This window comes from Pantoea sp. NPDC088449, assembly GCF_044753225.1.
Classification (GTDB): Bacteria; Pseudomonadota; Gammaproteobacteria; order Enterobacterales; family Enterobacteriaceae; genus Pantoea; species Pantoea floridensis.
In genome coordinates, this window is sequence record NZ_JBIVMT010000001.1 from 1,285,420 (window position 1) to 1,305,984 (window position 20,565).

Below are 20,565 nucleotides of genomic sequence, written 5' to 3' on the forward strand. Positions count from 1 at the left end.
TCATTGCAATCACCTTCGCAAAGGTTAAATTTGCATTCCGCTTCACACTTCTGCTGCTAACCCCTGTCGTTAACAATTCATTACATTACTTTTAACTTGTTGTATTCGATCGCCTCTTTTCCCGGTCTCTACAAGGAGTTAACTCATGAACAACGTCAAAACCGGAGTCATCTGGTTAGTGGTGGCGTTAATTGGCGCAGGCGCATTTGCCATGCTGGCGCTCAGTCGCGGCGAACACGTCAACGCCGTCTGGCTAGTGATTGCCTCGGTCGCCTGCTACAGCATTGCCTACCGCTTTTACAGCCTGTTTATCTCTAAACGCATCTTTGAACTGGACGATCGTCGTCGCACACCCGCGGAACGCTTAAGTGACGGCCTCGATTACGTCCCCACTAATAAATGGGTGCTGTTCGGCCACCACTTTGCGGCGATTGCTGGTGCAGGTCCGCTGGTTGGCCCAATTCTCGCGGCGCAAATGGGTTTTCTGCCCGGCACCATCTGGATTCTGGTTGGCGTGATGTTTGCCGGTGCGGTGCAGGACTTTCTGATTCTGTTCATCTCTACGCGTCGTGATGGCCGTTCGCTCGGTGAGATGGCGCGTCAGGAGCTCGGTTCGTTCGCGGGCGTGGTTACCATGCTCGGTGCGTTGGGCGTGATGATTATTATCCTCTCAGCGCTGGCGCTGGTGGTGGTAAAAGCGTTAGCAAACAGCCCGTGGGGCTTGTTTACCATCGCAGCCACCATTCCGATTGCGCTGTTTATGGGCGTGTATATGCGCTTCCTGCGGCCGGGAAAAATTGCCGAGGTGTCGATTATTGGCTTCGTACTGATGATGGCGGCGATCATCTACGGCGGCAACGTGGCAGCTGACCCTTATTGGGGGCCGCTCTTTACGCTCAAAGGCACTGAGTTGACGTGGGTGCTGGTGATCTACGGTTTTATTGCCTCTTCGCTGCCGGTGTGGCTGCTGCTGGCACCACGCGATTATCTCTCAACTTTCCTTAAAATCGGCGTCATCATTGGTCTGGCGATTGGCATTCTGTTTGCTATGCCGGAAATGAAGATGCCCGCCGTCACCAAATTTATCGATGGCAGCGGCCCGGTATTCTCCGGCGCGCTGTTCCCGTTCCTGTTTATTACTATTGCCTGTGGTGCGATTTCCGGCTTCCACGCATTGGTCTCGAGCGGAACCACACCGAAGCTGGTGGAGCGCGAAAGTCATATTCGCTTTATCGGCTATGGCGCGATGTTGATGGAATCGTTCGTGGCGATTATGGCGCTGATTTGCGCTTCGGTGCTCGACCCGGGCGTTTACTTTGCCATGAACTCACCCGCCGCACTGATTGGTACTACGGTGGAAAGTGCCTCGCAGGCCATCAACGGCTGGGGCTTTGTCGTGACGCCGGAAATGTTGAGCGGCATTGCCCGCGACGTCGGCGAAAGCACGATTCTGTCACGTGCCGGTGGTGCGCCGACCTTTGCCGTAGGTATGGCGCATATTATTACCGAGGTGTTTAACAGCCGGGCCATGATGGCGTTCTGGTATCACTTCGCGATTCTCTTTGAGGCACTGTTTATTCTTACTGCGGTTGATGCCGGTACCCGCGCCTGTCGCTTTATGGTGCAGGACCTGGTGGGCACCGTGGTACCGTCGATGGCCAATAACCGTTCATGGCTGGGTAATATGGCCGGCACCACCGTGGCGGTAGCAGGATGGGGCTTCTTCGTTTATCAGGGCGTGGTCGATCCACTTGGCGGGATTAACACGCTGTGGCCACTGTTTGGCATCGGTAACCAGATGCTGGCGTCGATGGCGCTGATTCTCGGCACCGTTGTCTTGTTCAAGATGAAGAAGCAGCGCTACGCGTGGGTCACTATTTTACCTACCGCCTGGCTGTTCATCACCTCAATGACGGCCGGATGGCAGAAGATCTTCCACGAGAAGCCCTCCATTGGTTTCCTCGCGCAGGCGAACAAATTCAGCAAAGGTATCGATGACGGCATCGTTATCGCTCCGGCCAAGACCGTTGCTGATATGCAAACCATCGTGTTTAGCAATCAAATTAACGCGGCCCTGTGCGCCTTCTTCATGCTGGTGGCGGTCACCATGCTAGTGGCAGCCTTCTTCGTGATCCGTCGCGCACTCAACAGCACAGTGCCGACTACCCATGAATCCGAAATCTCCCTGCGCAAAGAGGTGCGAAATGTCTGAGTCCATTTTTCAGTGGAGAAAGCCCACCGGTGCGTGGCAAATTCAGCACTGCTTACCAATCACACCTGCAGCGGGTGGGCAAAATCTTACGCGCTGGCAGCGACTCTGGCGGGGTTTGCAGCAAAGTTTTCGTTTAATGGTCGGCGTTCATGACTATGAAACTTATCTGAAGCATATGCGCGAACATCATCCAACGCTCGCTCCAATGGATGAGCGCGCTTTTCACCGTCACTGCCTCGATGCGCGCTTTCCCAGCCAGCCAGGCAAGCTGGGTAAGTGCCCTTGCTAAAGACTTCAGCCCCGTTTATCGGGGCTTTTTCGTGCCATTCTTTAGTAAAAACAAAAATATATTTACTTTGCACCTTGTGCTGACGCAGGAGGTTGAATACTGTTGCTAAAATAATGAGATACCGCCCGCTGAGCATTCCCCCGGAGGAAGTTTCCATGACCGATGAACAAGGGCAAACGTTGCTATATACCTTGTTTGGCACCACCAGCCCTCATTGGCGTTTAACTTCAGATAGTGATGCTTTGCATTTTGCCGAAGATGAGAACGCTAACACCAATATGGCGGTTCCGCTTACCCCCGCGCAGGCCAGTTTACTTCGCGCGATGACGGTCATTACCTCCAGTATCAACCTTACGCTGTCGCTGCACGGCGAGCCGGTGCCGATGCATTTCGTCGGCCGTAAAGTTAACCAATCAACCTGGGCAGGAACCTCCTCAGCTTGGGGCGATACCTCCGCCGTCGCGCGAGATTTGACGCTGGGCTTATCTTTTGCCGAGCAGGTGGTTTCTGAAGCAAACTCGGTGATTGTGATCCTCGATCAACGCGGTAATATTCAACGATTTAACCGCTTGAGCGAAGAGTATACCGGGCTGAAAGAGCAGGAAGTGATTGGCCGCAACGTGTTTCAGCTGTTTATGACTAAACAGGAAGCCCAGGCATCACGGCGCAACATCACCGGCTTCTTCCGTGAAGGCAGTTCATATGAAGTTGAGCGCTGGATTAAAACCCGCAAAGGTCAGCGACTGTTTCTGTTTCGTAATAAGTTCGTACACAGCGGTAGCGGGAAAAATGAAATTTTCCTCATCTGTTCTGGAACCGACATCACAGAAGAGCGTCGAGCGCAGGAACGGCTGCGTGTTCTGGCCAATACCGATACGGTGACCGGATTACCTAATCGCAACGCCATCCATCAGCAGATCAGCCTGGCACTGGAGCTGGCAAAGGGCAGTCAAACCGGCGTGGTTTATCTTGATTTAGATAATTTTAAGAAGGTTAACGACGCCTATGGCCACATGTTCGGCGACCAGCTGCTGCAGGCGGTATCGTTAGCCATCCTCAGCTGTCTGGGTAAAGATCAAACCCTGGCGCGTCTTGGTGGCGATGAATTCGTGGTGCTGGCGGAACACACTAGCCAGGCCGCGCTAGAAGCGATGGCGTCGCGCATTCTTGAGCGCCTGCGCCAACCGTTCCGCATTGGCCTGATTGAGGTCTATAGCGGCTGCTCGATTGGCATCGCCCTCGCCCCGCTGCATGGCGAAGACCGCGAAAGCCTGATTCGTAACGCCGACACGGCGATGTACCACGCGAAAGAGAATGGTCGCGGTAAATTCTGCGTGTTTGCCAATGAGATGAACCAGCGCGTGTTCGAGTATCTTTGGCTGGATACCAACCTGCGTAAAGCGCTGGAGCTGGATCATCTGGTGGTGCATTACCAACCGAAACTCAATGCTAAAGGCGACGTGGTTAGTGCAGAGGCGCTGGTACGCTGGAATTCTCCCGAGCGCGGTTTGGTGCCGCCGGGCGACTTCATTTCCTATGCGGAGGAGTCAGGATTGATTGTGCCGCTGGGTCGCTGGGTCATGCTCAATGTCCTGCAGCAAATCATTAAGTGGCGTAGTGAAGGCATCTACCTGCGTGTCGCCGTGAATGTTTCAGCTAAGCAGCTGATCGATCAAAGTGTTTATACCGATCTAAAACATGCCTTAAGTGAAGCGGGCCTGACGGATTGTCCTATTGATATCGAACTGACGGAAAGCTGTTTAATTGAGAATGAAGCGGGCGCCCTGATGTTGATGAAGCAGTTTCAGGAACTTGGCGCAGAGATTCATCTTGACGATTTTGGTACCGGCTACTCTTCTCTTTCCCAGCTGGCGCGTATCCCTATTGATGCCATTAAGCTGGATCAGAGTTTTGTGCGTAATATCAATATGCAACCTGTTGCACAATCGCTGGTCCGTGCGATTGTTGCCGTTGCTAAAGCCCTTAAGCTGCAGGTGATTGCTGAGGGCATTGAAACCGAAGCTGAAGAGAAGTTTGTGATGGCCAACGGTGTCGATGGGCGGCAAGGTTATTATTATGCAAAACCAATGCCCGCAGAAGAGCTCGGGCATTGGCTGGCTAAGCATCCTGCCCGCGTCTAATGCCGGTTAGCGAGATTAACCGGCTTTGCGCATGGAAGCGCTATGCCGGTTCTGCAGTTGTACCAGACGTTCCATATAGGCAATGTCTTTCGGTTCCAGCGTGAAGGCATAATCTACCCAATCCTCCGTTATATCCATCAGTTCTGCCCGTGACAGCTGCAGCACACGTTGACGTGCTTTGAGCATGGCACGTACGCCATTCAACTTTGGACGAAGCGTGTCGATAAAGGTCCGCGTAGTGCGATAACCATCGCCCGGCTGGAACACTTTATCGACCAGGCCACGCGTCTCATACCACTCCGCGCTGTGTGACTCCCCTTCCATAATCAGCTCTTCGGCCAGCTTCATGCCAGACCGACGCGCCACCAGGGAGTAACCGCCCATGCCGGGGAACAGGTTGAAGGCGATCTCGGGGAACCCCATGCGCGCACTGTTCTGCGCCAGAATGAAGTGGTGTGCCAGCGCCGCTTCAAAACCGCCACCGAGCGCACTGCCTTCAATCATTGCCAGGGTCACCGCTCCGGTATCAAACCCCCGCGCTGCGGAATGGATGCAGTCGACACAGGCACGTGCATAAGCGCGCAGCGCTTCACGACGATTATTGCGAATGCACTCTACGAAGAAACGCAGATCGCCGCCGGCGTTAAACATCTGCGGTACTAACGAACCCGTGACCCAAAAATCAATTGGCAGACCGGAACGCTGGGCGGAATAGCTCAGGTTCATGATCTCCTCGATTAATTCGTGGTTAAAACTCGGGCGTGGTTGCGCACGCAGCATCATCCACATGGTGTGGCGGCCCTCTTCATAGTAGGCCGCGAGCTGTGTGGTTTGTCCAACTTCGGTGAACAGTCTGCATGTGGGTTGGTTAATTACTGTCATTGTCTCATCCTCTGTTTATGTTTATGTGGTGCGTTAAACGCCACATCAGCGTAATCCAGAGTGAGGCCAGACCAAATGAGAGATTGATTTATAAAGCAAAATCCAGAGATATCCCCGACCATCGGCCGGGGAAGCATTAGCGGGCTTACTTGATGGCAGCGCGTTGCCCTACGGCAACATGAGAACGCTTAACGCGTCTTGAATACACAGCGGTGATGATAGGCACGATTACAGACGTCACTATCACCGACGTGGCGACTAATGCCGTGGCAGCAGGAGCAACCGGTTTAAACTGCGGCAGCATTTCTGCAATCAGGACCGGCGTGGCGACCGCGGCTCCGGCAGTGCTGGAAGCCGCGATTCCCGCCGTGCCGTCGCCGCCACCTATGAAGCGGTCGGCAATAATCAGAGGAATGCCGGTAATAATGATGACCGCAACACCCAGCAAAATGCCCAACATCCCCGTTTGAGCAATCACCGCCAAATCGATGGTATTACCCAGCGCGAAAGCGAAGAAGGGAATCAAGGTGTGAACCGCTTTACCAAAGAAATCGCGCAGTTCCGGATCGAGATTGCCAAGCGCAAATCCGACAATAAACGGCAGTACTGCGCCAACAAAAACGTGGGGTTCAAATGAAGCGATGCCTGCGGTACCGAGGATCACCATGGTCATCAGCGGTCCCGATTCCAGCGACATCAACACAAAGGCTCCCGCCTCCTCTTTCGATCCATATTGCTGCATGATTGAGGCATATAAGCCGCCGTTGGTCATATCCATGGCGGCTACCAGGGCTAGCGTAGAAAGACCGGCAAACATCCCCACTTCAATACCATTTTCCGGCATCACCCGTGAGGCAATCGCCGCGACAACCCAGGCGACGGCAATCTTAGTGAGGACTAGCGTACCGGATTTGCGCAACACCGTGCCGGTGGCGCTCAGTTTGATTGACGCCCCCATGCAGAAGAACCACACCGCCAGGATCGGTACCGTACCGCTCATTAAGCCATTAGTAAAAGAACCGAAATATTTACCCGCGCCGGGGGAAAAAGTATGGCATAGCGCGCCTAAAAACAGCGGAATCAACATCATACCGCCAGGAATTTTATCAATTGCCCGTTTAATATGCATAGGTCTGTCACCTTAACTGAGCCAAAGGGAGGTGCGTTTCAATTGCCGGAAGGCATGGGGAGCAAGATAACGGCGGGTGACAAGGAAAAAAGTGATCGCACCTTTATTTATGAAACAGTGTTTTATTTTTATTGATTGATCATTTTGTATTTATGATGCGTATCGCCATACCAGTTGAAATGGCGGGAAAAAGAAAGGCGCCCTCAGGCGCCTGTCTCATTTTGCATACCCCTAATTCTGTCCATACCATGCGTTTTGACCATGTTTGCGCAGGTAGTGTAGATCGAGCAATGTTTGAGAAATGGGCGTTAACTCAGCTTGAAGCCTGGCAGTGTGCAACGCCATATAGGCAACTTCCTCCAACACCACGGCGTTATGCACCGCAGCGTGCGCATCTTTACCCCAGGCAAAAGGACCGTGTGAATTGACCAACGCAGCCGGAACGGCATTGGGATGAATCCCTCGTTGTGCGAAGGTTTCAATGATCACCTGCCCGGTATTCCACTCATAATCTCGCTCTATTTCTTCACGCTTCATCTGACGCGTGCAAGGGATAGTGCCGTAGAAATCATCCGCATGCGTGGTACCCAATGCAATGATCTCACGTCCAGCCTGAGCCCAGATAGTCGCGTGGCGCGAGTGCGTGTGAACAATACCGCCAACGTCCGGCCACGCCAGATAGAGTGCGCGATGCGTCGCCGTGTCAGATGACGGGCGCATTTTGCCTTCTATAATATTGCCGCTGGCTAATTCCACCACCACCATATCGTCGCGCCGCATATCCTCGTATTTCACGCCAGAAGGCTTGATCACAAGTAGACCGCGTTCGCGATCCACGGCACTGACATTGCCCCAGGTAAAGGTCACCAGGTTATAGCGTGGTAAATCGAGATTCGCTTCCAGTACCTGCTGCTTTAACGCTTCCAGCATGATTTTTCTCCTGAGAACTGTGATACCTCAATTGTGAGGAGCAGGCCAGGAAACCGTTATGGAAGGAATCGCTATAAAAGCAGCGAAAAGTGGCTGAGGCACCAAAAATGCGGTGTAAATTAAGACTTTTCTATCTTCGGAAACAATGCGCAAAGTTTAGACTTATCTAAGCATTGATGCGGACCTGATCTCTCCCAGTTTGAATGCTGTTGCAGGATGAATAGGGCAACGCATTTTACGGTGATTATCGACGGCATAGGATGTGACGAAGGAGAATTTTGGAGGACAACATCTATACTTACAGTGTTACCTCTGTGTTAACAATCAAGGAGAAGTGAATGACTACAACAATGAAACGTTTAACCGCAGCCTTACTGGCTACCACTTTAGTTGTTGCCTTGAGCGGTTGCTCCAACTGGTCGAAACGCGATCGCAATACCGCAATTGGTGCGGGTGCGGGTGCCATTGGTGGTTCCGTGCTAACCAACGGTAGCGGGCTCGGTACTATTGGCGGCGCGGCCGTCGGCGGTATCATCGGCCATCAGGTGAGTAAGTAATAAAACAATAATACGCAGGCTACGCAGCGCATCTACCGATCAACGGGCCACCGATAACGTGGCCCGAACTGTTTCAACCGCCGGCGAGTTTTACTTTCATACCTTTGGCTTCCAGCAGCGTCTTAATCACATCGCGCTTGTCGCCCTGGATTTCGATCACGCCCTCTTTTACCGCACCACCACAACCACATTTTTTCTTCAATTCAGCGGCGAGCTTTTCAAGTGCTGCATCATCAAGATCGATACCGCTGATCAGGCAAACGCCCTTTCCTTTGCGACCGCTAGTCTGACGCTGAATACGTACAATGCCATCGCCTTTTGGTCGCGGCGCTTTCTCTTCTTCGTGCGTAATGCGACCGCTATCCGTCGAATATACCAGTCGATTGTCCTGAGCCATTATGCCTCCTGTAAGCTATGCAGGATTTGCTGCAGGGTTGCTGCCGGATCGGCGGATTGGGTAATCGGACGACCAATAACCATATAATCCACACCCGCCAGTTTAGCCTGCTGCGGCGTCATGATGCGTCGCTGATCGCCTGCATCACTGCCTGCGGGCCGAATGCCAGGCGTTACCAGCGCAAATTCCTTGCCAATTACCTGCTTAAAGTGCGCGGCTTCTTGTGCAGAGCAAACCACGCCGTGCAGACCGCAATCATGGGTTAAATGCGCCAGGCGTTCTGCCTGCTCAGCCGGGGAAAGTGTAATACCCAGACCTTTCAAATCGCTCTCATCCATGCTGGTTAACACGGTGACAGCAATCAGCAATGGTGCATCTTTCCCAAAGGGTACTAACGCTTCACGCGCCGCATTCATCATGCGCGCGCCACCGCTTGCATGAACATTTACCATCCACACGCCTAAATCGGCAGCGGCTGCCACAGCATGTGCCGTCGTGTTTGGGATATCGTGAAACTTGAGGTCGAGGAACACTTCAAAACCGCGCTCCTGCAGCAGCTTCACCAGTGCTGGACCAAATAACGTGAACATCTCTTTGCCCACTTTCAGCCGACACTGGCTTGGATCAATGCGGTCAACAAACTGCAGCGCGCTGTTGAGATCATGATAGTCGAGAGCCACCAGAATGGGTGAAGTGGTTACAGGCATAACGTTTCCTCAGTGACAGGCACCCGCAGGCGCGATGGACAAACGGCAAGCATTCTACCTGCGCAGAACGGTGACCACAATCACGCTACCGCATCTAACGAACCTGACTGACGAGCCTATGCACAATGTTGAGGAGTCGCAAAAGCGTAAACCCTACTGTATGTTGTAACTATATCGCGCTATAAAAAGAACATCACGGCCACTATTGGCCGTCGAGTCCACGAATGGGTTTAACGGAAGACCACGCACGACAGGATGGACAATGCCAGTACAGTGCATGCGCCGTAAATCCACACTTTTGGCAGCGATAGCGCGGTTTGGTGCGGATCTGTTCACCTACCATGTCACGCAGGACCATCAAACTCTCTTTCGCGCGTCCATCTTCAGCTTCATGTAAGTGGAAATCCATCAGGCGATGGAATACGCGCATTGTCGGATGCCGCTGCAGCTGACGATTGATGTATAACTGCGCGGCTTCTGGGCCTTGCTGCTGCTCAAGGATGTCGGAGAGATAGAGTTCTGCCGCTGCGCCCGTGTTCTCATCAACGCAGCGTTGTAAAAATTGGGCCCAGTTTTCGGCTTGATTCAGTCGCTGATAGCAGGTTTCCAGCATAGGCAAGGTTTCGCTTACCAGTTCTTTATCCTGCTCCAGCACGCGCTGCAATCGGCTGGCAGCTTTGGCGTACTCGCCCTGCTCCATCAGAATACGGCCCATCATGATCGAAACACGCGCACTCTGATGATCGGCTGATTCACCCTTTTTCAATAGCGTCATTGCACGATCAAGGTCATCACTGCTTAGCGCCTGTAATGCCAGCTCGCAATAGAAATGGGCGATTTCACCTTTTTGTTTGTCTTTACCGAGTTTAACCAGTTTTTCGGCCACTTCGATGGCCTTTTGCCAGTCGCTGGTCGCCTGATGAATCAGTAACAGTTGCTGGAGCGCACCAATGCGAAAATCCGTTTCTTCCACCAGCTGACCAAACATGTCTTCGGCGCGGTCGTAAAGCCCCGCTGCCATATAATCACGTCCAAGTTGCTGGATCGCCAGCAAACGCTGTTCGTAGCTGAGCGAAGCGCTTTCCATCAATGCCTGGTGAATACGAATAGCGCGATCAACTTCGCCTCGCGAACGGAACAGATTGCCCAGCGTCAAATGCGCCTCAACTGTGCCGCTGTCCTCTTTCAACATATCGAGAAAGAGATCAACCGCTTTGTCCTGTTGATTGGAGAGTAAGAAGTTAACCCCCGCCACATATTCACGTGACAGGCGATTCGCTTCTTGTTGCTTATCCTGATGCGCACTGCGGCGGCCCATATACCAGCCATACGCCGCCGCAACAGGAAGAAGCAAAAACAGCAGTTCAAGCATCGAAAATTAATCCCGACGGCTAACAGTAGGTGACGTTGTCACAGCAGTAGCTTGCTCATTTTGCGCCTGAATACGCTTTAGTTTTCGCTGCGCGTTGGCCAGTGATACGCGTATGCGTAGCCAGAACAGACCACAAATCGCCCAGCCAAGCAGGAACCCGGCGCCAAATAGACTGGCGAGTAAAGTAGAAATACGAAATTCGCCCTGCGCAAGCAGATAATTAAAAGTGATGACCTGGTCGTTATGCGCTCCGAGCGTAACGGAGATAATAAAAATGACCAAAACCACGAGAAAAATTAGCAAATATTTCACAATGCATCCTGTCGAGAGGTTATCCAAGAGAAGTATGCCAAAAAAGCGCCATTGATGCTGCTTATCCCCGCATCAGTTAGCGCATTTTTCTGCAAGCGCAATCAATCATATGGGGATAAATAGCGTAATTACAATCCATCATCGCGCTGCGCAATCTCCTTCTGCTCTGCGGGGGGAACCGTTAGAGGGCCGCAAAAACGCTGGGCCAACAGGGTTGCTAGCGTCACCAGTACCCAGGAAATGATTGTTGCCATAACTACATCACGCGGCCAGTGCATACCCAGTAATAGGCGGCTTCCCATCACCATTGTTGCCCAAATAAACAACACTGCGACCGTCTTAATATGCCTGCGTGGCCATAACAGGCCGATCGCCAATAACGCCCAGCTGGCTGCAAACATGGTATGCCCGGAAGGAAATGCATAGCCGGTTTCAAAGGCCCAATGATTTTTTAACCATTGAGGCAGCTGCGTATCATTGGCCAATAAGGTGGAAACCATCTCACTGCGCTCGGTACGATGCAGCTGATAGAACTCATCGCCGCTAATGCCATGGCTTTTTTCCAGCCAAATCACATAGGGTCGAGGTTCCTGGACATGCTCTTTAATGGAGGTTTTAGTGTACTGGCCGGCAAGAATTGCCCCATTCATTATTAGAATAAGCAAAATCGCGGGTTTGAGACGGAAACGTAAGCACCACAGCATCCAGGCACTGAGAATAATGCTGGTGAGAATCCCCCATGGGCTGGTTACGGTTTCCGTCATCCAAAACAACAGGCGCAGTATCTTACTGCTTTCTCCTGGCTGCCATTGCCAACCCGATATCCACACGCCCACGGGCATCAGCAATAATAAAAACGCCCCGAAGGTGGTCCGCTTGATGATGTTTAACATTCGCTTCCTTTAAGATCTGCTGCAACACGCGCGGCATGCATAACTTTAGCTGAAAAAAGAATAACATACCCATTGCGGCTTGGATAATTGTGCTTTATCACTACAATCACTCTGACCGATTAACGGCGAGAGTTCGGGTTGTGGCACAATAGCGTAAGTTTCATCGGGCCACCTGGGCCCGTGCGTTATCATGATGATAGCGCATCCTCTGAAGGTTCTGGAGAGTCACATGCAGCTTAAACGGGTAGCAGAAGCCAAACTGCCCACGCCATGGGGAGATTTCCTTATGGTTGGTTTTGAAGAACTAGCAACCGGGCACGACCATGTCGCGCTGGTTTATGGAGATATTAGCGATCACAATCCGGTACTGGCACGCGTCCATTCCGAATGCCTGACCGGCGATGCCCTGTTCAGCTTACGCTGCGACTGCGGCTTTCAGCTGGAGGCCGCGTTAACGGCTATCGCTGAAGAGGGGCGCGGTATCTTGATGTACCATCGCCAGGAAGGCCGCAACATTGGTTTGTTGAATAAGATTCGTGCTTATGCCTTACAGGATAAGGGCTACGATACGGTTGAAGCGAATCATCAACTCGGTTTCGCCGCGGATGAGCGCGATTTCACCTTGTGTGCAGATATGTTCAAACTGTTGGGCGTCAATGAAGTGCGCTTGCTAACGAATAACCCACGTAAGGTTGAAATACTGAGTGAAGCCGGTATTAACATCGTTGAGCGTGTACCGCTGGTTGTGGGGCGTAATCCAAAAAATGCCCACTATCTTGATACCAAAGCCGAAAAGATGGGTCATCTGCTACCGAAGTCTTGAGCAGATAAAAAAGCCGGGAAATCCCGGCTTTTTTTTAGTTGAGCATGTTGCGTATCACATAGTGCAAAATGCCATCGTTCTGGTAGTAGGTTAGCTCATTGCCGGTATCGATTCGGCAGCGCGTTTCCAGCGTCTCTTTAGTCCCATCCACGCGTGTCAGCGTTACCGTCACGGTTCCACCTGGCTTTAGTTGCGCCAGATTCGCTACATCAATGTACTCTTCACCGGTTAATCCTAACGTTTTGCGAGTGACACCTGCGGGAAACTCCAGCGGTAAAATGCCCATGCCAATCAAATTGGAACGGTGAATACGTTCGAACGATTCGGAAATAACCACGCGCACGCCTTGCAAGCGTGGGCCCTTTGCAGCCCAGTCACGGCTGGAACCTGAGCCATACTCCTTGCCGGCAATCACCGCTAACGGTACGCCTTCCTGCTGATACTTCATCGCCGCGTCATAAATCGCTAGCTGCTCGTTACTGGGGAAGTGTTTGGTGTAACCTCCCTCCACCCCCGGCACCATCTCATTGCGTATGCGGATATTGGCGAATGTACCGCGCATCATCACTTCGTGGTTACCACGACGCGAGCCGTATGAGTTGAAATCGGTGCGTTCAACGCCGTGCGAGAGTAAATAGCGTCCGGCAGGACTTTCCGCTTTGATGCTGCCCGCAGGCGAAATGTGGTCAGTTGTTACGGAGTCACCGAGCATCGCCAGAATGCGTGCGCCCTTGATATCTTGTACTGGCTGCGGCGTTTTCTCCATATCATCAAAGAAGGGTGATAAACGAATATAGGTGGAATCGCCGTCCCAATCATAGGTTGCCGCTTCGCTGACCTTGATCTGTTGCCATTCAGGCGTGCCGTTAAAGACCTCAGCGTACTCCTTGTGGAACATATCGCTGGTCACTTTTTGCACCGCCGCTGCAATTTCTTCAGGCGACGGCCAGATATCTTTCAGGAATACATCATTGCCCTGCCGATCTTTTCCAAGCGGATCGGATTGCAGGTTGAGCTTCATATTGCCCGCTAATGCATACGCCACCACCAGCGGCGGTGATGCCAGCCAGTTGGTTTTAATCAAGGGATGAATACGACCTTCAAAATTACGGTTACCAGAGAGCACTGCAGCAACCGTAAGATCACCCTCTTTGATGGCGCTTTCTATAGCATCAGGCAATGGGCCTGAGTTACCGATACAGGTGGTACAACCATAGCCGACCAGATTGAAGCCCAGATCGTTCAGGTAAGGCGTTAATTGCGCGACGTCCAGATAATCAGAAACCACCTTCGAACCAGGCGCCAGCGAAGCTTTAACCCAGGGTTTACGCATCAGTCCGCGCTCAACTGCATTCTTCGCTAGCAACCCCGCAGCCATCAACACGCTTGGGTTAGAAGTATTCGTACAGGACGTAATAGCAGAAATCACCACGGCGCCATCATCTAACTGATAACTTTTACCGGTTTCACTGTCGCGATAGCTCACGGTTTTATGTGGCTTTTGCGCCTGATTGATTTCAAGTTCATTACTGGCAGCAAAAGCATCAGGAACATCACCAAGCGATACACGATCCTGTGGACGTTTTGGTCCAGCCAGACTGGATTCGACTTCGCCCATATCCAGCGCTAAGGAACTGGTAAACACAGGCTCGTCCCCAGCGTTACGCCACATTCCCTGCTGTTTAGCATAGGCTTCAACCAACTCTACCTGCTCCTGGTCACGACCGGTGAGCGTCATGTAACTAAGCGTCACTTCATCAACGGGGAAGAAGCCACAGGTCGCGCCATATTCGGGCGCCATGTTGGCTATAGTGGCGCGGTCAGCAAGCGGCAGATCTGCTAAGCCATCGCCGTAAAACTCAACGAATTTACCGACTACGCCATGCTTACGTAGCATTTGAGTGACGGTTAGCACCAGATCGGTCGCGGTAATACCGGGACGCAATTTGCCGGTGAGTTTAAAACCGACCACATCAGGAATGAGCATAGAGACCGGTTGGCCCAGCATCGCCGCTTCGGCCTCGATGCCACCCACCCCCCAACCCAATACGCCCAGCGCATTGATCATCGTTGTGTGCGAATCGGTCCCAACCAGCGTATCGGGGTAAGCAACCTCTTGCCCATTTTGCGTTTCATGCCACACAGATTTGCCGAGATACTCCAGGTTCACCTGATGACAAATGCCGGTGCCCGGTGGTACAACGCGAAAGCGGTTAAAGGCTTTCTGGCCCCAACGCAGGAAAACATAGCGTTCATGGTTGCGTTCCATTTCTAAACGTACGTTTTCGTCGAAGGCTTTGTTATCGCCGAAATGGTCGACGGTAACGGAGTGGTCAATCACCAAATCAACGGGCGAGAGCGGATTCACTTTGGCGACATCACCGCCAAGACGTTTTACCGCCTCACGCATAGCGGCTAAATCCACCACGGCGGGAACGCCGGTGAAGTCTTGCATTAGAACACGGGCTGGCCGATAAGCAATCTCACGATCGGCATGCGCATCTTTTTGCCATGCTACCAGTGCCTCAATATCTTCGGCCGTTACCGAATCTCCATCTTGCCAGCGCAACAGGTTTTCAAGCAGGACTTTCATTGACTTGGGCAAGCGATCGATGTTGCCCAATTGCTGAGCTGCTTTCGGCAGGCTGTAATAGTGATATTTTTTTGCCCGAACATTCAGCGTGTCCTGACTGTGCTCGCGTAACGTTAACGACATAGCGCCTCCATGTAAGTAGATCTCTTTTTAAACCTCAGTGACTGCAAGGTTTAGCTTAAAGATAGACCACATTTTCGTTAACGTTTTGATAACAACACGAATTGACACATTTTAACGTAATAAAAAATGCCCCGACATTTGTCAGGGCATTTCAAGTAATTCATTTTTAATTTGCGTTAGGGATTACATCATTGCCCAAAAGGCTGCTGCCCAAAAAGCAAACGAAAAGGTATATACGCTAAACCAGGATAAGGTTGTTGTATTGAGGTTCATGATTCACTCCCTCCCGGATTCCGGGCAAAAAAAGTCCACCGTCGTCAGCGTTGTACTGATGACACCGTTTTTTTAATGCTGAGTGTTAAAGGACGGGCTTTTAACTTGCCCACCGGATAATCCGGCAAAATGAGGGACTAAATAGCGCTATTAAGAGCGGAATGCACACTGCGTTATTTGGACTTCGGATCCATGAATGATTCGATAAAATTACGTTGATTCTCACTCAGTTCCCACGATGCAGGAATGGTGACTTGCGGTTCTTTCGAAACAACGTCTTTCGCTTTACATGCTGGCGTTTGCGACTGACGCGCAGCAACCGGGTGTTTACGACTAAGAGTATTTGCCCACATGGCTTAACCCCACATACGCCAAATCATTAATGCCACCACTACCCAGAACAGTGCTGAAGCAGCGAAGACAGTCAACCAAGCCTTGCGACGAGTGTTACCAGAACGCTCAACTTTGGTGCTTTTAGTCCGGAAATCCGGCTGTACAGTTATTCTCGTGTTCATAGTTTTTGATAATCACTCTCAATAAAACGATTGATGACAACGATTAAGATTTAGGACGAATCCTAAACTTGTTAAGACCGAAAATCCAGTTATTTTTATTGAGCACAACGATTAACGCTATTTATCAAAACACAAAAAATTGATGAAATAAATTTAATTGCCACGATAACTATTAATTAAATAGTTACATTGTAAATTTGAGTTAGCACCAAATTAGATCCACTTTAAATTTGAGTTTAATTCGCTAACCCAGTAAAAAAGCCCTTCTCCATCAACTCTTAACTGGAGTATGGGAATATTCCTGGCGTGCTGCAAAGTAGCAAGGTAAAAATTGTGTACTGATTCGCATTTAATAACTAACAATAGAAAAACATGTGACCCATGTTTCATTTACATAAAAATAATGGAATTTTTTTGATCTACTCGTGGCGCTAAGCGCTATGGGATTCCGAAGGTGCCCACTGGACACCTTGGCAAAATAATGAGTTAGGTAATTATTTGAAAGGTAATTTGATATCGCGGAACATCGCTTCAATATCGTCGTTAGAACGCAGTGCTACCGCAGCATCCACCACATCACGCGTAAGATGAGGTGCAAAACGTTGAATAAAATCATACATATAGCTACGCAGGAAAGTGCTGCGTCTGAAGCCAATTTTAGTCGTGCTATTGGTAAAGATCTCTGAAGCTTCTATACGCACCAAATCCGGATCGGCAATGGGGTCTACTGCCATGCTGGCGATAACCCCTACACCTAAGCCTAAACGCACGTAGGTCTTAATCACATCCGCATCGGTAGCGGTAAATACGATGCGTGGCGTCAATCCTGCTCGGTTGAATGCAGTGTCCAGCTCTGAACGCCCGGTAAAACCGAAGGTGTAAGTGACTAAAGGAAAATCTGCCAACTCTTCAATCGTCACATTTGATTTGCCCGCAAGCGGATGATCGGGCGTCACAACGATGGCGCGATTCCAGTGATAGCAAGGCAGCATAATCAAATCGTCATACAGATGCAGTGCTTCAGTGGCAATAGCAAAATCCGCATTCCCCTTGGAAACCGCTTCAGCAATTTGTGTCGGCGAGCCTTGGTGCATATGCAGCGAGACGCGTGGATAGCGTTCAATGAAACCCTTAATCACGCCAGGAAGCGCATAGCGTGCTTGTGTGTGCGTCGTCGCGACATAGAGCGATCCCTTATCTGGCCAGGTATGTTCACCGGCGACAGATTTAATCGCATCCACCTTCGATAACACTTCACGCGCAATACGAATAATCTCTTCACCCGCTGGCGTGACCTGAGTCAGATGTTTACCACTGCGAGCAAAAATCTGCACGCCGAGCTCATCTTCCAGCATGCGTACCTGCTTGCTGATGCCGGGTTGCGAAGTGTATAAGCCTTCGGCGGTCGATGAGACATTGAGATTGTGATTGACCACTTCGACGATGTAACGCAACTGCTGCAATTTCATAGTTATATCTTCCTGGTAGCGACAGAGGTGCATTCCCTGCAGGCGTGTTTCCGCCTTGATGACAGCAGAGGGAGGGAAAGCGAGTCAGCGAAACGAAAAGAGTTCTATAACTACTATATCAGTTAAGGGAAGAATGTAGAACGATTAGCTATAAGGATAAGAGAAAGGCCAGCTGACGCTGGCCTTGGAGGATTACTTCTTAGCTTCCTGCCACTTGCCGTCAATATAGAACATTGACCAGCCTGTAGCTTTGCCGTCTTTTTCTGATGAAACGTATTGCTGCTTTGTTTTGCGACTAAAACGTACCATCGTCTTATTACCTTCCGGATCGGCGGCGGGCGCTTCCGACAGATATTTCAGCTTTTCAGGGAGACGATCGGCAAAGCGTTGCAGCTCTTCCACTAAAGGCGCACGTGTTTCACGCGATTTAGGGAAGGTATTGGCAGCAAGGAACACGCCAGCTGCGCCATCACGCAATACAAAATAAGCATCTGACTTTTCACACGGCAACTCTGGCAGCGGCACCGGATCTTCTTTTGGCGGGGCGACATCACCGTTGCGCAAAATTTTGCGGGTATTTTTACAATCATCATTGGTACAAGCCATGTACTTGCCAAAACGCCCCATTTTCAGGTGCATTTCAGAACCACATTTCTCACACTCAACAACAGGACCGTCATAGCCCTTGATACGGAACTCGCCCTGCTCGATTTCGTAGCCATCACACTCTGGGTTGTTACCGCAGACGTGCAGTTTACGCTGATTATCGATCAGGTAGCTATCCATCGCCGTACCACACTTCTGGCAGCGGCGACGTGCGCGCAGCGCGTTGGTTTCGGCATCATCGCCTTCCAGCACGTTGAGAACTTCATTTTCCGGAATCAGGTTTATGGTCTGCTTACAGCGTTCTTTAGGCGGCAAAGCATAGCCAGAACAACCCAGGAAAACACCGGTGCTGGCAGTGCGGATCCCCATAGGACGGCTGCACGTCGGGCAATCAATCGACGTTAATACCATCTGGTTCGGCTGCATGCCGCCCTCTTCCGGATCTTTTTCAGCATGGTCTAACTGCTGGCTGAAATCACTGAAGAAAGAGTCGAGCACGGCTTTCCACTCGGCTTCATTATTGGCAACCTGATCGAGGCTGTTTTCCATGCGCGCGGTGAAGTCATAGTTCATCAACTCGCGGAAGTTCGCTTCCAGACGATCGGTGACAATCTCACCCATTTTTTCAGCATAGAAGCGGCGGTTCTCTACGCGAACGTAACCGCGATCCTGGATGGTCGAAATAATTGATGCATAAGTCGATGGACGGCCAATTCCGCGCTTTTCAAGCTCGCGCACTAGCGAAGCTTCGCTGAAGCGCGCCGGCGGCTTGGTAAAGTGCTGGCTTGGCATCAGCTCTTTCAAATCCAGCGTGTCGCCGACATCAACCGGTGGCAGCGTCAGATCTTCATCATTCTTGCGCAGCGCAGGCATCACGCGCGTCCAGCCATCAAAACGCAGCGTGCGCCCTTTGGCTTTCAATTTGAATTCAGCCGCGCCCACGGTCAGCGTGGTGGAATCGTACTGCGCCGGTACCATCTGGCAGGCAACAAACTGACGCCATATCAGCTGATACAGTTTTTGTGCGTCAGCTTCCATATCTTTCAGCTGTTCTGCCACGACATTCACATCTGAAGGACGAATCGCTTCATGCGCTTCCTGCGAGTTCTCTTTGCTGGCATAGGTGTTCGGCGCTTCTGGCAGATATTTCTTACCAAAGCTGCTTTCAACGTAGCCACGCGCCATCGCCACCGCATCCTGGCTCAGGTTGGTGGAGTCGGTACGCATATAAGTAATGTGGCCGGCTTCATACAGACGCTGTGCCATCATCATGGTCTTCTTCACACCGAAGCCAAGACGCGTGCTGGCTGCCTGTTGCAACGTAGAGGTAATGAAAGGTGCAGAGGGTTTGCTGCTGGTCGGTTTATCTTCACGATCCAGCACTTCATAACGCGCTTTCTGCAGAATAGCGACCGCAGCGTGAGTTTGCTCACGATTGACCGGGCGGAACGCCTTATCATTTTGATGCGTAACCTGCATCGCCAGATCGGCACCTTTCGGCGTGGCAAAATCAGCATTGATCTCCCAATACTCTTCCGGCACGAAGGCTTTGATCTCGTGCTCGCGTTCCACCACCAGACGAACAGCTACAGACTGTACGCGGCCGGCTGACAAACCGCGGGCTATTTTTTTCCACAATAGCGGCGACACCATGTAACCGACGACGCGGTCCATGAAACGGCGAGCCTGCTGGGCATTAACACGTTCGATATTAAGCTCGCCCGGCTTCTCAAACGCCTGACGAATTGCATTCTTGGTGATTTCGTTAAACACCACGCGGCTGAAACGCTTGTCATCGCCACCAATCACTTCCCGCAGGTGCCAGGCAATGGCTTCCCCTTCGCGGTCAAGGTCGGTTGCGAGATAGATGTGGTCGGCATCAGCAGCAAGGTTTTTCAGCTCAGCAACCACTTTCTCTTTGCCAGGCAGAATTTGATAATCCGCTTCCCAGCCATGCCAGGGATCAACACCCATACGGTTGACTAATGCGGCTTTCTCATCCTTCTTAACCTTTTTGCCAGTTTTCGCCTTTTCCCCGTCGGCACTTTTACGGGCAGTTGAACCGCTGGTCGGCAAATCACGGATATGACCGACGCTGGATTTCACCACGTAGTCATTACCGAGGTATTTATTGATTGTTTTGGCCTTTGCCGGGGACTCAACGATTACGAGTGCTTTACCCATATGTACCTTTACCTAAATGAAACGTCCTGATAAACGGGAGAGAATTGGAGGTCCCAAAACCCAATGGGTTCAATATTGCTGCCAACATTTCTCATTTCAAGGCAGCAGGGATAATCTCAGGCCAGATTGCGTCGACTTCTGCAACTTTATGATTAGGA

The 20,565-nt window shown here is 51.3% G+C and carries 17 protein-coding genes; 5 read left to right on the forward strand and 12 right to left on the reverse strand.

Annotated features, from left to right (window positions below):
• Nucleotides 1–145 precede the first annotated feature (145 nt).
• The 3 genes from ACIP6T_RS06090 (at nt 146) to pdeR (ending at nt 4,642) form a co-directional block, all read left to right on the forward strand.
• Complete coding sequence (locus ACIP6T_RS06090) at nt 146–2,212, forward strand: carbon starvation CstA family protein (RefSeq protein WP_097097224.1); 2,067 nt, start codon at nt 146–148, stop codon at nt 2,210–2,212.
• Nucleotides 2,205–2,501 carry a YbdD/YjiX family protein gene (locus tag ACIP6T_RS06095; protein ID WP_400455964.1) on the forward strand — a complete coding sequence of 99 codons (297 nt, stop codon included), beginning with the start codon at nt 2,205–2,207 and terminating at the stop codon, nt 2,499–2,501. The genes ACIP6T_RS06090 and ACIP6T_RS06095 overlap by 8 nt, the downstream gene beginning before the upstream one ends.
• A gap of 155 nt (nt 2,502–2,656) precedes the next feature.
• Nucleotides 2,657–4,642, forward strand: a complete 1,986-nt coding sequence (gene pdeR / locus ACIP6T_RS06100) for a cyclic di-GMP phosphodiesterase (protein ID WP_097097222.1) — start codon at nt 2,657–2,659, stop codon at nt 4,640–4,642.
• Between the two features lie 15 nt (nt 4,643–4,657).
• Here pdeR and ACIP6T_RS06105 read toward each other — a convergent pair whose 3' ends face one another.
• The 3 genes from ACIP6T_RS06105 to araD all read right to left on the reverse strand — a co-directional run bounded on the left by ACIP6T_RS06105 (nt 4,658) and on the right by araD (nt 7,583).
• Entirely contained in the window at nt 4,658–5,524 is an 867-nt protein-coding gene (locus ACIP6T_RS06105; protein ID WP_097097221.1) for a crotonase/enoyl-CoA hydratase family protein, read from the reverse strand.
• A gap of 145 nt (nt 5,525–5,669) precedes the next feature.
• Complete coding sequence (kdgT, locus tag ACIP6T_RS06110) at nt 5,670–6,653, reverse strand: 2-keto-3-deoxygluconate transporter (RefSeq protein WP_097097220.1); 984 nt, start codon at nt 6,651–6,653, stop codon at nt 5,670–5,672.
• A gap of 231 nt (nt 6,654–6,884) precedes the next feature.
• The gene (araD, locus tag ACIP6T_RS06115; RefSeq protein WP_400455966.1) at nt 6,885–7,583 is read right to left on the reverse strand and encodes an L-ribulose-5-phosphate 4-epimerase; all 699 of its coding nucleotides are present in this window, start codon (nt 7,581–7,583) and stop codon (nt 6,885–6,887) included.
• A gap of 338 nt (nt 7,584–7,921) precedes the next feature.
• On the opposite strand from araD, the gene osmB reads away from it, so the two are divergent.
• Nucleotides 7,922–8,140: an osmotically-inducible lipoprotein OsmB gene (gene osmB, locus ACIP6T_RS06120; protein ID WP_097097218.1), complete on the forward strand. Its 219-nt coding sequence runs from the start codon at nt 7,922–7,924 to the stop codon at nt 8,138–8,140.
• Nucleotides 8,141–8,213: 73 nt separating this feature from the next.
• Here the strand turns inward: osmB and yciH are convergent, their stop codons facing one another.
• From yciH to pgpB, 5 genes are all read right to left on the reverse strand, one after another.
• Nucleotides 8,214–8,537, reverse strand: a complete 324-nt coding sequence (yciH, locus tag ACIP6T_RS06125; RefSeq protein ID WP_097097217.1) for a stress response translation initiation inhibitor YciH — start codon at nt 8,535–8,537, stop codon at nt 8,214–8,216.
• Nucleotides 8,537–9,244 carry an orotidine-5'-phosphate decarboxylase gene (gene pyrF, locus ACIP6T_RS06130; protein WP_400455969.1) on the reverse strand — a complete coding sequence of 236 codons (708 nt, stop codon included), beginning with the start codon at nt 9,242–9,244 and terminating at the stop codon, nt 8,537–8,539. Before pyrF ends, yciH begins: the two co-directional genes overlap by 1 nt.
• Before the next feature lie 202 nt (nt 9,245–9,446).
• Nucleotides 9,447–10,616: a lipopolysaccharide assembly protein LapB gene (lapB, locus tag ACIP6T_RS06135; protein ID WP_097097215.1), complete on the reverse strand. Its 1,170-nt coding sequence runs from the start codon at nt 10,614–10,616 to the stop codon at nt 9,447–9,449.
• A gap of 6 nt (nt 10,617–10,622) precedes the next feature.
• The gene (locus tag ACIP6T_RS06140) at nt 10,623–10,928 is read right to left on the reverse strand and encodes a LapA family protein (protein WP_097097214.1); all 306 of its coding nucleotides are present in this window, start codon (nt 10,926–10,928) and stop codon (nt 10,623–10,625) included.
• A gap of 128 nt (nt 10,929–11,056) precedes the next feature.
• Nucleotides 11,057–11,821, reverse strand: coding sequence for a phosphatidylglycerophosphatase B (pgpB, locus tag ACIP6T_RS06145; protein ID WP_400455973.1), 765 nt, complete (start codon nt 11,819–11,821; stop codon nt 11,057–11,059).
• Nucleotides 11,822–12,050: 229 nt separating this feature from the next.
• Between pgpB and ribA the strand changes: the two genes are divergently transcribed.
• Nucleotides 12,051–12,644: a GTP cyclohydrolase II gene (gene ribA, locus ACIP6T_RS06150; protein ID WP_097097212.1), complete on the forward strand. Its 594-nt coding sequence runs from the start codon at nt 12,051–12,053 to the stop codon at nt 12,642–12,644.
• A gap of 34 nt (nt 12,645–12,678) precedes the next feature.
• On the opposite strand, the gene acnA is transcribed toward ribA, so the two are convergent.
• The 4 genes from acnA to topA all read right to left on the reverse strand — a co-directional run bounded on the left by acnA (nt 12,679) and on the right by topA (nt 20,407).
• Nucleotides 12,679–15,360, reverse strand: coding sequence for an aconitate hydratase AcnA (gene acnA, locus ACIP6T_RS06155; protein ID WP_400455976.1), 2,682 nt, complete (start codon nt 15,358–15,360; stop codon nt 12,679–12,681).
• A gap of 629 nt (nt 15,361–15,989) precedes the next feature.
• Complete coding sequence (locus ACIP6T_RS06160; RefSeq protein WP_097097209.1) at nt 15,990–16,148, reverse strand: YmiA family putative membrane protein; 159 nt, start codon at nt 16,146–16,148, stop codon at nt 15,990–15,992.
• A 494-nt stretch (nt 16,149–16,642) separates the two neighbouring features.
• Nucleotides 16,643–17,617 (reverse strand): HTH-type transcriptional regulator CysB, encoded by a 975-nt coding sequence (cysB, locus tag ACIP6T_RS06165; RefSeq protein ID WP_400455978.1) that lies wholly within the window; start codon nt 17,615–17,617, stop codon nt 16,643–16,645.
• A 192-nt stretch (nt 17,618–17,809) separates the two neighbouring features.
• Nucleotides 17,810–20,407: a type I DNA topoisomerase gene (topA, locus tag ACIP6T_RS06170; RefSeq protein ID WP_345829606.1), complete on the reverse strand. Its 2,598-nt coding sequence runs from the start codon at nt 20,405–20,407 to the stop codon at nt 17,810–17,812.
• Nucleotides 20,408–20,565: the final 158 nt, after the last annotated feature.